Origin of the sequence: Streptomyces sp. NPDC050508, from assembly GCF_040655155.1 — a bacterium.
GTDB lineage: Bacteria > Actinomycetota > Actinomycetes > Streptomycetales > Streptomycetaceae > Streptomyces.
In genome coordinates this window covers 311384-325122 of record NZ_JBFAJJ010000002.1, presented here as the reverse complement: position 1 = coordinate 325122, position 13739 = coordinate 311384, and the positions used below count along the sequence as shown (strand labels likewise).

Here is a 13739-nt window from a genome sequence, read left to right as displayed (position 1 = left end):
GGGATACGGGGAATGCGCATGGATGGGGCAATCGGGTCCGAAGAGTGGCCCGCGCGCAGTCTGTTGGGGCTGTTGTCGCTCCCGGCCCGGCGAGAACTGCTGGACCTGGGGACCCGGGCACGGTTCGAGGCGGACGCCGTGCTGCTCAGAGAGGGCATGAACGACCAGCACGCACTGCTGCTGCTGTCCGGTTTCGCCAAGGTCACCGCGACCGTGGAGAACGGCGAGAGTTCGCTCCTCGCGGTCCGGGCCGCCGGGGACACCGTGGGCGAGATGGCCCTGATGACCGGGGCCCCACGCTCCGCGACGGTCACCGCCTGCGGTCCGCTGACCGCCCGCGTGCTGCCGAGCGGCGCACTGCGGCAACTGCTCCTGCGGCGCCCCGAGATCTCCATGACCCTGACCGCCGTCGTCGCCGACCGGCTGCGCTGGGCGAACCGGCGGCGGCTGGACTTCCGCGGGTATCCGGCGAAGGTACGGCTGGCCCGACTGCTGGTGGAACTGGCCGCTTCCTACGGATCGTCCGGGCCCGGCGGTGTCGTCATCGGCTGCCGGCTGACGCAGCCGGAGCTGGCCACCCTGGTCGGCGCCGCCGAGACGACCATCCACAAGGTGCTGCGTGAACTGCGCGAAGAGGGCCTGCTGGAGACCGGCTACCGCTCCACCGCCATCAGGGACCTGCCCCGGCTCAGACGACTCGCGGACCTGGCGCACGAACAGCCGTGAGAACCGCGCCCGACCGCCGTCAGACCACCCGCAGCAGCACCACGCCCAGCCCCCCGGTCACCCCCATGACGGCCGTGCACACCACCGCCCTCGTCAGCCAGCGGTACTTGCGGACGGCCACGCGCGCGAGGAACCGCACGGTCTGCGACAACTCCCGCCGGTCCGCGGCCTCGTCCGGACGCGACCGGTCGGCGGGCAGGATGTCGGGCCCCGCCGCCAACTGGACGAAGCTGTAGCGATTGGGGTCCGGGTCCCGCAGCAACCGCGGGCTCAGGGAGGCCGCCACGCTCACCACACCGCCGACCAGCCCGCACACGAACAGGGCCAGCAGCACACCGGCGAACACCCCGGCCGTACCGCCCCGTTCCCAGGCGAGCGCGGCCCGGTGGCTCCACGCCCCCGCCGTACCGGCCAGCGCCGCCTGCGCCGCCGCCAGGATGCCGGCCTTCGTGTCCGCGTGCTGGTGGGTCGTGTGCAGCGCGGTGAACATGTACTCCGCGGGGCGATTGCCGACTTCATGTCGGGCGGACGCCATGGGACCCCCTTCGCGCTACGACGGTGTGTTCCGTCCGGTAGGGCCAGTAAGGGCCGAACTCCGCGCCCGAACCAGTCACTTCTGCGGGTTCTCGACACCTCGTGTGCATCGTCACGGATCCCGGCATTCCGTACTTCCACGGGGTTCGCTCCGGGGCCGCGGGTGTACGACTGCTGTGCCGGCGCCCGTACGAGGGGGAGCGGGCGTCGGCCTGCCGTGAAGCAACTCCATTGATTCGCGGGAGATTTGGAAGATGGGGCGCCCTTCGCCCCGAAGTGCGGGTAGCGAGAGGTGTCATGACAGCGAAGCGTGGGGAAGGACCGGGCGGCTCCGGGGCGTTCGAGCGCAGGCTGCTGCTGGCGGTCGACGCCAAGGGATACGGCGGCGCCGACGCGGTGACGCAGCGTCAGTTCCAGGACGGGATCACGCGGTTGCTGGACGAGGCGGCCGTCACCGCCCGGCTGGACCGCGCGGGCTGGCTGACGCAGGAGGGCGGGGACTCCGTGTTCGCCGTCCTGCCCGAGACGGCCTACGAGCCCGCCCTGATCGACACCTTCATGCGCGCACTGGAAGCCGGCCTGCGGGCGTTCAACCAGAACCGGATCCCGCGGGCCCGGCTCAGGCTCAGAGCGGCCGTCCACTTCGGCCCCGCCTCGCCGGGCAGCAACGGCTTCGTCGGCCGGGCTCCCGTCGAGATCGGCCGCATCCTCGACAGCGCCGCCCTGCGCACGGCCCTCGACGAGTCGCCGGACGCCGCCCTCGCCGTCGCGGTGTCGGCGGTCGTCTTCCACGACGTCGTGAAAGAGGCACACACCACCCTCCGGGAGGAGGAGTTCCGGCGGGTGTCCGTCACGGAGAAGGAGTACCGGGGAGAGGCCTGGATCTGGGTGGCGGGGACCGGTCCCGGGCGGCCGGGAACGGAGCCGGACACGACCCCGCCGGCCGAGGCGCCGCCCGACACGGTGCCGCAGCAGTCGGCCGCCAGGTTCGTCCAGAACGTGTCGGGCGGTACGGGCATCCAGTCGGAGAACGCGACGGTGACCATCACACAGACCCCGCGCACCGCGGGTGACCAGCCGTGACCGAGAACCCCGGGAACCGCCGGGAACCGGACGCACGGACCTACGTGCAGAACGTGGGCCCCGACGGCTGGGGCATCCAGAGCCCGAACGCGACGATCAACGTCTACGGCTCACGCCTCCCCGCGATCGAGGAGTTCCCCGCCCCGGCCGCCGCCGACCCCGCCTGGCTCATGGAACAGCCCAGCCGACTGCTGGACGCGCGCAGCCGGATCGTGCCGTTCGTCGGCAGGGAAGCCGAACTGGAAAGGCTGCGGCAATGGCGGGACGCCGAGGGCCCGCGACTGTCGGTCCTGCTGCTCCACGCTCCCGGCGGACAGGGAAAGACCCGGCTCGCCCTTGAGTTCGCCGAACGGTGCCACGGCCGGACCGGCCCGGACACGCCCGCCGCACGGCCATGGCATGTCCTGCACGCGGGATTCCAGGGCGCCTCCCCCGGCCCCTTCCCTTCGGGCAACGGCGTCGCCCCGCCCGACGACGCCGCCGGGGTCCTCCTCGTCGTGGACTACGCCGACCGATGGGCGCACAGCGAGCTGGAACGCCTGCTGTCCGCCCCCGTCCTCAACCAGCCGCAGCCCACACGGGTCCTGCTGATCGGCCGCACCGTCCGATGGTTCGCCGCCCTCCGCGCGGAACTCGGCGACCGCCGCGCCGCCACCGCCGACCTGCTCCTGCCCGGGCTGGCCGGGGACAGACTGCGGATGTTCACCGCGGCCCGCGACCGCTACGCCGAGACCGACCTGTACGGCGTACCGGACATCGCGGGCATCCGCCCGCCCGCCGCTCTCGACCAGCGTGACTTCGGCCTGCCGCTGAATCTGCAGATGGCCGCCCTGGTCGCGGTCGACGCCCGCAAGAACGGCACCGCACCTGCCCGCTACGAGCCGCACCACCTCTCGGCGTACCTGCTGGACCGCGAACGCCTGGCGTGGCAGCGGCTCGTCGACGCCGGACGGGAGGGGCAGGACTACCGGACCGGGCAGTCCGTCATGGCCAAGACCGTGTTCACCGCCGTCCTCACCGGAGCGGTCGGCCACCGGACCGGAAAGCAGGCCCTGCGGAAACTGGACCTGCCCGGGCCGCACGACCACCTCCTGGACGATCACCGGTTCTGCTATCCGCCCGCCGACCGTGCCACGGTCCTGGAGCCCCTGTACCCCGACCGGCTCGCGGAGGACTTCCTCGGTCTGCTCACCCCCGGGCACGACATCAGCTCCTACGAACCCGACCCCTGGGCGCACGACGCCCCCGCGACGCTGACCGCTGAGCCCGCCGGGACGTCCGCCGACGAGGATCTCCGGGCGGTCATCGCCCCCCGCACGGTGACCTTCCTGGCCTCCGCCGCCGGCCGCTGGGCGCACCTCGGCAAGGACGTCCTGTACCCGCTGCTGCGCCGCGACCCCGGCCTCGCGATCGCCGCCGGCAGTTCCGCCCTGACCACGCTCGCCGCCCTCGGCGACCCCACCGGCCGGGACGACCCGGACGACACCGGCGACAGCGGCCCCGACCCGGACCTGCTGGCCGTACTGGAGGCGGTCGAGGCCAGGCTGCCCCAGGACAGTGACGTGGACCTCGACACCGGCATCCTCGCGGTCATGGAGGTCCTGATCGCCCACCGGCTGTCCCTGACGACCGACCCCGGCGACCGGGCGACGCTGTACGGCACGCTGGCGTGGCGCCGTAGCAACGCCGGCCGGCGGCAGGAGGCGATAGCCCCGGCCGAGGAGGCCGTCCGGCTGTGCCGACAGCTCGTCAAGGCGGCTCCCGACGATCCGGACGATCGCGAACACCGCGTACACCTGGGCCGGTTGGTGGTCGTGCTGGACAACCTCGCCGGAAACCTGTCCGACGTGGGCCGCTCGGAGGAGGCACTGTTCCTCTCCGAAGAGTCCGTGACGATCTGCCGCCGACTGGCCGAGAGCGACCCGGCCGCCCACCTTCCCACCCTGCTGAGGTCGCTGATCAACCTCAGCCACCGGCTCTCCGGGCACGGCCGCGCACCGGAGGCGGTGGCCGCCACCCAGGAGGCCCTCTCCCTCTACCGCGACCTGGCCGCCCGCATCCCCGTCGGCCGGCGCGGCGAACTCGCGGTCCAACTGCGCAATCTCGGCGCGAGGTTGCTTGAGACGGACCGTGGTGAGGAGGCGCTGGCCGCCACCCAGGAGGCCGTCGACCTCTCCCGTGAACTGGCCGCAGCGAACCCCGCCGCCGAGACCCCCGGCCTGGCCATGGCGCTGGGCAACCTCGGGGGCGCGCTGTCCGCGGTGGACCGGGCCGAGGAGGCCCTGGTGGTCACCCAGGAGGCCGTGGACCTCTGCCGCGACCTGGCCGCCGCCAACCCTGCCGCCCACCAGCCCGGCCTGGCGCTCGCCCTGTACAACCTCGGCCTGAGCCTCGCGCAGGTGGGACGTAAGAAGGAGGCACTGGCTCCCGTCGAGGAGGCCGTGGCCATCCAACGGCAGCTGGCCGAGACCGACTTCGGCGCCCACCACCTCGCTCTCGCCCGGGCGCTGCACGGTCTCGGCGACCGGCTGGTGGATCTGGACCGCCGGGAGCAGGCTCGGGGCCCGCTTCGGGAAGCCGCCGATCTGTACCGGCAGTTGATCGTCGCGCACCCCGCCCTCGATCTGCCCGGGGGTGCGGTGGCCCTGACGCGGGTGTCCTTCGCCCCGGAGGCACAGCCCGAGGAGATCCTGGCGGCGCGGGAGCGGGTGGCCGGCCTGCACCGCCGGCTGGCCGAGGCCGAGCCCGACTCCGACCTCCCCGACCTTGTCACTCAACTGTCCGACGCCGTCAAGTCCCTTGTCGAGCTGAGGCAGTTCGAGGAGGCGGTCACCGCCTTCGAGCGGGCCGTCGCCATCTGTCTCCAGGCAGATGGCCGGAGCAGGGCCGCGAACCTGCTCAACAACTTCGCCAACACCCTGGAAAGCCTGGGACGGCTCGCGGAGGCCGCCACTGCGGGCGAGCGGGCCGCCACTCTTTTCGGGGAGACCGGCGAGCGCGACCTGGAAGCCATGGCGCTGACGAATCTCAGCCGGGTCCTGTCCCGCCTCCGCCGGGTCGACGAAGCCGCCGACGCCTCCGGGCGGGCGGCGGCCGTCTACCGGGAAAGGGGCGAGCCGACCCTCGAAGCCGCCGCCCTGACCAACCAGGGCTACGCGCTGACGGCGGCGGAGCGGTACGAGGAGGTCATCGGCGTCAGCCGGAGAGCCCTCGCCATCTTCGAGGAGAACGGCACCTCTCACGATGCCTCGCCGGGTCCTCCGTGGCACAACCTCGGCTACGCCTTCCTGAGGCTGGGACGGTTCGAGGAGTCCCTCGCCCCCCTGCGGCAGGCCGCCGGCATCTACCGGGAGCGGGAGAGCCACGGCCGTGAGGCCGACTCCCTGGGCAGGCTGGGCTTCGCGTTGTACAACCTCAAGCGCTACGAGGAGTCGGCCACCGCCTACGAGCGGGCGGCAGTCCTCCTGCGCGAGACGGGCGACCGCCCTGAGGAGGGCAAGGCGCTCAGCCCCCTCGGCGGCATCCTCGCGCATCTGCAGCGGTACGAGGAGTCCGTCGCCGTCTGCCGACAGGCCGTAGCCCTCCTGCGGGAGGCCGGTGACCGCCGGGGTGAAGCCGGGGCCCTGGTCAATCTGGGCGGCGCCTGCGCGAACACGGGCCGCTTCGCGGACGCCGCCGCCGCGTGCGGGAGAGCCGCGGTCCTCTACCGCGAGGAGGGCGATCAGGCCCATGAGGCCGACGCGCTGTCCAACCGCAGCGAGGCCCTGATGAACGCCGAGCGGTACGAGGAGGCGGCACCGGTCTGCGAGCAGACCGCCGCCCTTTACCGTGCCGTGGGCAACCGCTCGCGCGAACGCCTCATGCTGCACCGGCTCGGCGGCAGTCTCCTCTCGATGCGCCGCTACGCGGAGGCCCGCACCGCGTACGAACGAGAGAGCGAGGTCTGCCGGGAGACCGGTGATCTCCCGGCCGAGGGTGAGGCGCTCCTCGGCCTCGGCGTGACACTCTCCTACCTGAAGCGGCCCGAGCAGGCCGTCCTGGTCTGGAAGCGGGCCGTCGGTGTCTACCGCGAGGCCGGTGACCGTGCCGGCGAGGCGTCCGCATGGTCGGCCCTGGGTACCGAGTTGGCGCAGCTGGAACGTACCGACGAGGCCGTCAACGCCCGCCGGCGGGCCGTCGCCGCGTATCGCGAGGCGGGCGATGCCGGCGGTGAAGCCACGACCTCCGCCGAGCTCGGGGCCGATCTCCGCCGGGCGGGTCGGCACGCGGAGTCCGTCGCCGTCCACGTGCGCGAGGCGGAGCTCCACCGGCAACTCGGGAACCTCCAGGGCGAGGGCCGGGCCTGGTGCGACGCGGGCCTCGGCCTGGAGCACGAGCAGCGCCGCGAGGAGGCGGTCGGCTGCTTCTCGCGGGCCGCGGAGATCTCCCGCCGGGCCGGTGACCACGCGACCGGAGCCGAGGCGCTGCGTCACCTGGCCGATTCCCTGCGGTCGCTGGGGCGTACCGACGAGGCATTCGCCGCCTGGCAGAGGTCCGTGGCCTGCTCCCGGGCGGCGGGTGACGAGCGCGAGGAGGCCATCAGCCAGTACGCCTTCGGCCAGGCCTTGATCACCGAGGCACGCCACGAGGAGGCCGTCCCCGTCATGCGGCGGGCCGCCGACCTCCTGCGGCGCCTCGGTTTCCCCGCCGGGGAGGCTTCCGCGCTCCTCGACCTCGCCCGCGCTCAACTGGCCCTGAACCGGCCGGAGGAGGCCATCGCCCCGCTTGCCCGGGCCGCCCCCGCGTTCGCGGAGGACGGCGACCGCGACCGGCAGGGCGCAGCGCTGTTCGACCTCGGCAGGGCGCTGGCGACGACGGGCCGGGACGAGGAGGCCGCCGCCGTCGCCCTGAGCTGCGCCGCCCTGTACCGCGGCATGCGCAGACCCGACCTCGAACAGCGGGCCCTGCTCGGCATCGGCACCGACATCGCGAACGCGGGGCGAGCCGAGTACACCCTCCCGCTGTTCCGGCGCCTGCACGAGGCCCACGTGGAGAGCGGAGACCCGGAGCAGCAGACCTGGAGTCTCGTCCTGTGGGCCGGCGCCCTCGTGGACGCCGGGCACTACGCGGAGGCCGTCCCCGCCAACCGGCGGGCCGTCGACATCTGCCGGGCGACAGGCAACGCCACCTTCCTGAGCCTGGCCCTGAGCCAACTGGAGAAAGCCGAACGCGGCCTGAGTCAGGGCAACCACCGCTTGCCCTGACTTCACCGCCGGTTCAGGTCGAAGGTGCCGGTGAACCCCATGAAACGGGCCCCCGTGAGGGGGAGGAGCTGGGCCTGGCCGGGCTTGTTGCGGAAGAGGGTGATCGCGATGGACAGGTCCTTAGTGCAGCCCACGGACCAGGCCGACTTGGTCAGGTCGTGGGCGCCGGTGGCGACGGACGCGGAGCCGCAACGGTCGATCGGTCGGGGGGCGCGAGCCCACAACCCGTCAGGTGGGTAGCGAATCAGCCATGATCATGCGATTGCCCCTCGCGGGAGTTCCGGTCTACGGATACTTCTGCGCATGCCATGTGTCCTGTTGATCGAAGACGACCGAGCGGTGCGCGAAGGTGTCCAACTCGCGCTTCGCCGTCAGGGACACGACGTCGTGGCCGCCGGGAACGGCGAGGACGGACTCGGCCGGCTGCGGTCCCGCCAGGTGGATGTCGTGGTCCTCGACCTGATGCTGCCCGGCATGTCGGGACTGGAGGTCTGCCGCCGGATCCGCGCCGACGACAACCAGGTCCCGATCATCATGGCGACCGCCCGCGGCGACGACGTGGACATCGTGGTCGGGCTCGAAGCGGGAGCCGACGACTACGTTGTCAAGCCCGTCCGGGCCCGGGTCCTCGAAGCCCGGATCCGCGCCCTCCTGCGGCGCGTCGGCGCACCCTCCGGCGGAGGTGCGCCGAAGACCGAGACCCACGGCGAACTGGCCATCGACCGGACCGCGTTGACGGTCTGCCGCGAGGGCGCGCCGGTCGCCCTCGCCCCGTCCGAACTACGGCTCCTGCTGACCCTGTCGGCCTCGCCCGGCCAGGTCTTCAGCCGGCAGCAACTGCTACATCCACACCGTCCGCGGCTTCGGCTACCGGTTCAAGGACTCCGGACAACAGCCCGACCAGCCCGACCGGTTCGGGCCGCGATGAGGAACCTGCTGAAGTCCCCCGCGAAGGCCACGGGGACGGCCGCCCGCGCCGTGGCCCGGGTGCGGGCTCCGTCGCGGCTGCGCGGCGACCTGACGGCCCTGCCCGACGACACCGCCTCGACCACCGATCTCAAGGCCGCACTGGCGTTCCGGACCCAGCACGCCGGCACGGTGCTGTACGACGTCGAGCCGGCCGTGTGGCTGCTGGCCGTCGGCCCGGGGCACGCGATCCGGGCCAAGGGCGTCACCAGCGAACTTCCGGCAGCCCAGACGTGGCGACCGAGCGTCCGCGTGGCGGGCGGCGCGGTGACCGTCGAACTGCCGCCGTACGCCAGGCCGTTGACCGCGGTCGCCACCCGCCAACTGCTCTGCACGGCCGCCGACGCCTTCCTCACCGCGAGCCCGGACACCGCACCGGCCCAGGTGACGGTGAAGGTGCCGGGCCATGCCGTATGGCGGGCGAACGACTTCGACAGGACCTGCTCCTGACGGCGCCTCATCTGCGCGGGCGCAGTTACAGAACCAAGACGAAACGAACCAGGGGTGGTCTTGAGCCGCTGGTCACATGTTCGCCGTACGGGACGGCGAAGGCGAAGGAGAGAACGCTGTGGGCAGGCACGCACTTCCGCGCGGCAGAAACGGCAAGAACGGCAGGAACGGCGGGCGGATGGCCGTGATCGCGGTTCCGGTGGTGGCCGCGATGGCGATGACCGCCACCTCCGCGTCGGCGGCGAACGGGCTGACGGCCGCCGACAAGGCGATGGCCACGAAGCTGAACCAGCGGGTGGGCCTCGCGCACCTCGGCAGCAACGTGGTGGGCGAGGTCCGGGACGTCGTCTCGGGGCAGACGGTGTGGTCCAAGAACAGGACGACGGGACTGATGCCCGCGTCCACCAACAAGCTGGCGACCGCGGTCGCCGCGCTCACCGTGCTGGGCCCCGACCACACCGTGCAGACCAAGGCCGTCTACCGTTCCGGCACGGTGTACCTGGTCGGCGGCGGCGATCAGCAGCTCGGCTCCGCCGACCTGAAGAGTCTCGCCACCGCCGCCGCCAAGGCCCTGAAGGCCAAGAACCTCCACTCGGTGCGGCTGATGATCGACGACCACCTCTTCGCCGCACCCAGCCTCGCCACCGGCTGGAACAGCGGCTACTACCCGGACACCGTCGCCCCGGTCCGGGCGCTGCGGATCGAGGGCAACAACACCCAGGACACCGCGCTCACCGCCACCACGTACTTCGCCCAGCAGCTCACCGCCCAGGGCATCACGGTGGGCAAGCCCGCCCGCGCCAACGCACCGTCGGGCAGCACGGTGCTGGCCACCCACACGTCCAAGGCGCTGTCGACGACCGTGGAGTACATGCTCAAGCACAGCGACAACGACATCGCCGAGGGCCTGCTGCGGCTCACCGCGCTCGGCCAGGGCCGGGCCGCCACCTTCGCGGGCGGCACCGCCGCGGTCCACGCCGTCCTCGTCCAGTACGGCATCCCGCTCACCGGCGTGAAGGAGTACGACGGCAGCGGCCTGTCCCGCAGTGACCGGATGACCGCCGACGCCCTCTCCGCCATCGCCGCACTCGCCGTCGACACCCACCACCAGACCAAGCTGTGGCCGATCCTGCAGGGCCTGCCGGTCGCCGGGGTCGACGGCACCCTCAGCACCTCCTACGGCCGCTTCACCACCGCACCCGCCTCCTGCGCCGTGGGAAAGGTCGATGCCAAGACCGGCTCCCTGCACGACGTGTCCGCCCTGGCCGGGGTCGCCAAGGGCGCGGACGGCCGCTGGAAGAGCTTCGCGTTCGTCGAGAACGGCGTAGCTCCCACCGCCACGGTCACCCACGGCCTGGACGGCCTCGCCGCCACGGTCGAGGGCTGCTGGTAGCAGCCCCGGCCGAGCCGGCGATCAGGCGCGATCAGGCGCGATCAGGTGGTGAACCGGTGGGTGCCGGAGCCGATCCGGTAGACCGTGCAGCCGTCCTCCTGGCGCAGGAACGTCCCGTCCGTGCGGGTCACCGCGTCCGCGGCGGGCGCGGGGATCCACACCTCCGCGGTCGTGTTGGGCGGCACCGCGCAGGTCAGCGTGAACCGGCCGGACCGCTGCCGCCAATAGGTGGAGACGGGGCCGTAGACCGAGGTGAACGTGGCGCGGGCGGTGGTGACGTCTCCGCCCGGTCGGGGACGGATGACGATCTCGCGGTAGCCGGGTCCGCCCGCCGAGATGCCGGCGATGTTCGTGTACATCCATTCCCCCACCGAGCCGTAGGCGTAGTGGTTGAAGGAGTTCATGCCCGGGTCCTGGAAGCTGCCGTCGGGCCGGATGGAGTCCCAGCGTTCCCACATCGTGGTGGAGCCCCGGTCGATCTGGTAGCCCCAGCTGGGGAAGGTGCGTTGCCGCAGCAGGCGGTAGGCGACGTCGGTGTGGCCGGTGTCGGTCAGGACGGGCAGCAGTCGGGGAGTGCCGAGGAAACCCGTCGACAGGTGCCCGTCCTTGGCCTCGATCAGCGCGACGAGCCGGTCCGCCGCGGCCTTCCGTGACGCGTCCGGCAGCAGGTCCATCGACAGTGCCAGGACGTAGGCCGTCTGCGTGTCGCCCTCGACCCTGACCCCGCCGCCGCCGTCGGAGGCGGCGGTGACGTAGGCCTGCTGGAAGGCCGCGCGTATCCGCTCGAAGAGATCGCGGTACGAGCCGGCGGCCTCGTCCTCGCCGAGCTCCCCGGCCATCCGGGCCGCGAGATCGGCGCTGTGCGCGAAGTACGCGGTGGCGATGACGTCCTTCGGGGTCTCGTCGTCGACGTTCAGCCAGTCGCCGTATCCCTGTGCCGGGCGCAGCAGTTGGTCGCTGTTCTGCTCCAGGTACGTCAGCCAGGCCCGGACGGACGGCCAGGCGTCCCGCAGGACCTGGAGGTCGCCGTACGCCTGGTAGAGGGACCAGGGGACCGTGACGCCCGCGTCGCCCCAACCGGCCGTGCCGTTGCCGACCGTGCCGACCATCGGTGCCACGTCCGTGAACGCGCCCTGCGCGGTCCGCGAGTCCCGGAGGTCGACGAGCCACTTGGACAGGAAGCGGGCGGACTCCATCGTGTACGTGGCCGTGGGCGCGAAGACGTTGATGTCTCCGGTCCAGCCGAGCCGTTCGTCGCGCGCGGGCGTGTCGGTCGGCACGGAGAGGAAGTTGCCGCGCTGCCCCCAAGTGATGTTGTGGTGCAGCTGGTTGAGCATCGGTACGTCGGTCTCGAAGTCGAGGGTGAAGGGGGCGGACGTGTGCATGACCCGCCCGGTGACGGCCTCCGCCGAGGGAGTGCCGGGGAATCCGGTCACCTCGACGTAGCGGAACCCGTGGGAGGTGAACCGGGGTTCGTAGACCTCCTCCCCGCCGCCCTTGAGGGTGTACGTGTCGGTCGCCGCCGCGCTCCGCAGGTTCGCGGTGTAGACGGTGCCGTCGGGGTTGAGCACCTCGGCGTGTCTGAGCCGGACGGTGTCGCCCGCGTCGCCGGACACCCGCAGCCGCACCGAGCCGACCATGTTCTGGCCGAGGTCGAACACGAAGACACCGGGCGCGGGCCGGGTCACGCTCTTCGGCGTCAACTCCCGCTCCACCCGCACCGGACCGTCCACCTGCGCGACGATCAGGCCGGGCCCGAAGTCCCCGGCGCCGCCCATGCCCCGTACGCCGAGCCAGCCCGTGTCGTCGAAGCCGGGGGAGGCCCAGCCGGGGGTCTCCTTGCGCGCGTCGTACGTCTCACCGTTCAGCAGGTCGGCGGCGACGATCGGCCCGGAGGCGGCCCGCCAGTCGGTGCCCGACGTGATGCGCTCGCTCGTCCCGTCCGCGTACTCCACCTCCAACTGCGCGAGAAACGCCGGGACTTGACCGTACTGACCGGGCCCGAACATGCCGACGTTGCCCGCGTACCAGCCGGGAGCCAGATACGCCCCGATGGCGTTGACGCCGGCCCGCAGGAGTCCGGTGACGTCGTACGTCCGGTACTGCACGCGCGTGCGGTAGTCGGTCCATCCAGGAGCGAGCTCGTCGCGGCCCACCCGGCTGCCGTTGAGCTGTGCCTCGTACAGGCCGAGCGCGGTGGCGTACAGACGGGCGCGTGCCACCTTCCGCCGCGGCAGCCGGAATTCGTGCCGCAGCTGGGTCACGGCGTACGACACCGGGACGACCCGCCCCCACGGCCCGCCACCCCATGCGGCGGCCACCCTGACCGCCGGCCAGCCCCCGTCGTCGAAGCCCAACTCCCGCCAACCGGCCGGAGGTTCCTGATCCGTGGCTCTCCAGGTGCCGTCGGTGAACACCTTCTCCTCACCGGAGGCGGTACGGACCACGAGTACGGCGACGAGTCCCGCCGGGCCCACGGTCGCGTTGGTGGCGGCGACGGCGATAACGTTGTCACCACCACTGCGCACCCGGTCCAGTACGTCGATCACGGCCGGGCGTTTCCAGTCCTCGTTGTCCGTGTCGAGATCGGTGTGCGCCACCTCGACTCCGTTCACGGAGACGGCGTACACGTTGTCCGCGGTGATGGCGAGCGTCGCCGCCGTGATCCCGGCGGGCAGTTGGACGGTACGGCGGAACCAACGGGTCGCCGCCGGAACGCTGTTCGTCGGATCCCCCTCGTCGAACCAGACCCAGGAACAGCCCTCGAAGGACGGCGCGTCCACGAGGCCGGCCGGTGCGGAGATCCAGTCGGCGGTCCAGCCGTCGGCCCCCTGCCCGGCACTCATCAGCCCCGTCTCCCACCACGAGGGCGCGCTCCACCCGGAGACCCGCCCGTCGCCGTCCCACACGCGCACGGACCAGTGGTAACGCGTCCGCGGCTTGAGCCCGGGCCCCGCGTACGCCACCAGGACGGACTCACCGGACATGACCTTCCCGCTGTCCCAGACGTCCGGACGGGGCAGGCCCGAGGCGGTGGTGGCAACGCGGATCTGATAGGCGCTCTGACGCACACCCACCTTGTCGGAGACCAACGGCCAGCTCAGCCGGGGCTGTTGGGCGTCGATCCCGAGGGGGTGCCGGACGTATTCCACGGTAGGCGCCGTGACGCGCAGCCCGTCCCCCGGTGCCGCCTGTGCTGCCTGTGTCGCCGCCTGAACCTGTCCGGACGCCGGCGCGGCCATCGCCGGTACGCCGTCCACGGTCACTGCCGCGACGGTGGCGGCTGCGCCCGCGAGAATGCTCCTCCTGCTGATCACTACGACTCCTCACTCGCACGGAATGTC

The 13739-nt window shown here is 72.3% G+C and carries 7 protein-coding genes and 1 pseudogene; 5 read left to right on the top strand and 3 right to left on the bottom strand.

The genetic code is table 11. The annotated features are described in order from the left end of the window. Window positions 1–18 precede the first annotated feature (18 nt). Window positions 19–726 (top strand): Crp/Fnr family transcriptional regulator, encoded by a 708-nt coding sequence (locus AB0I69_RS06595; protein WP_363094458.1) that lies wholly within the window; start codon window positions 19–21, stop codon window positions 724–726. A 19-nt stretch (window positions 727–745) separates the two neighbouring features. Here AB0I69_RS06595 and AB0I69_RS06590 read toward each other — a convergent pair whose 3' ends face one another. After that, complete coding sequence (locus AB0I69_RS06590) at window positions 746–1261, bottom strand: Pycsar system effector family protein (protein WP_363094457.1); 516 nt, start codon at window positions 1259–1261, stop codon at window positions 746–748. Between the two features lie 296 nt (window positions 1262–1557). On the opposite strand from AB0I69_RS06590, the gene AB0I69_RS06585 reads away from it, so the two are divergent. Continuing rightward, window positions 1558–2343, top strand: coding sequence for a hypothetical protein (locus tag AB0I69_RS06585; protein WP_363094456.1), 786 nt, complete (start codon window positions 1558–1560; stop codon window positions 2341–2343). Then, on the top strand, window positions 2340–7586 hold the full coding sequence (locus AB0I69_RS06580; RefSeq protein ID WP_363094455.1) for a tetratricopeptide repeat protein: 5247 nt from the start codon (window positions 2340–2342) through the stop codon (window positions 7584–7586). The genes AB0I69_RS06585 and AB0I69_RS06580 overlap by 4 nt, the downstream gene beginning before the upstream one ends. A 2-nt stretch (window positions 7587–7588) precedes the next feature. On the opposite strand, the gene AB0I69_RS06575 is transcribed toward AB0I69_RS06580, so the two are convergent. Next, window positions 7589–7810, bottom strand: a complete 222-nt coding sequence (locus AB0I69_RS06575; protein ID WP_363094454.1) for a hypothetical protein — start codon at window positions 7808–7810, stop codon at window positions 7589–7591. Between the two features lie 79 nt (window positions 7811–7889). Here AB0I69_RS06575 and AB0I69_RS06570 point away from each other — a divergent pair. Both AB0I69_RS06570 and dacB read left to right on the top strand, forming a co-directional pair. After that, window positions 7890–8426 (top strand): annotated as a pseudogene (locus tag AB0I69_RS06570) (response regulator transcription factor); the annotation flags it as partial. Window positions 8427–9120: 694 nt separating this feature from the next. Then, a complete protein-coding gene (gene dacB / locus AB0I69_RS06565; protein WP_363094453.1) occupies window positions 9121–10395 on the top strand; it encodes a D-alanyl-D-alanine carboxypeptidase/D-alanyl-D-alanine-endopeptidase in 1275 nt (424 codons plus the stop codon). A gap of 41 nt (window positions 10396–10436) precedes the next feature. On the opposite strand, the gene AB0I69_RS06560 is transcribed toward dacB, so the two are convergent. Beyond that, window positions 10437–13712: an alpha-L-rhamnosidase gene (locus AB0I69_RS06560; protein ID WP_363094452.1), complete on the bottom strand. Its 3276-nt coding sequence runs from the start codon at window positions 13710–13712 to the stop codon at window positions 10437–10439. Window positions 13713–13739 lie beyond the last annotated feature (27 nt).

What these genes read in the sequence shown, in the direction of transcription:
- AB0I69_RS06595 (WP_363094458.1), top strand. Translation starts at nt 19, where the DNA reads ATGGATGGGGCAATCGGGTCCGAAGAGTGGCCCGCGCGCAGTCTGTTG.
- AB0I69_RS06590 (WP_363094457.1), bottom strand. Translation starts at nt 1,261, where the DNA reads ATGGCGTCCGCCCGACATGAAGTCGGCAATCGCCCCGCGGAGTACATG.
- AB0I69_RS06585 (WP_363094456.1), top strand. Translation starts at nt 1,558, where the DNA reads ATGACAGCGAAGCGTGGGGAAGGACCGGGCGGCTCCGGGGCGTTCGAG.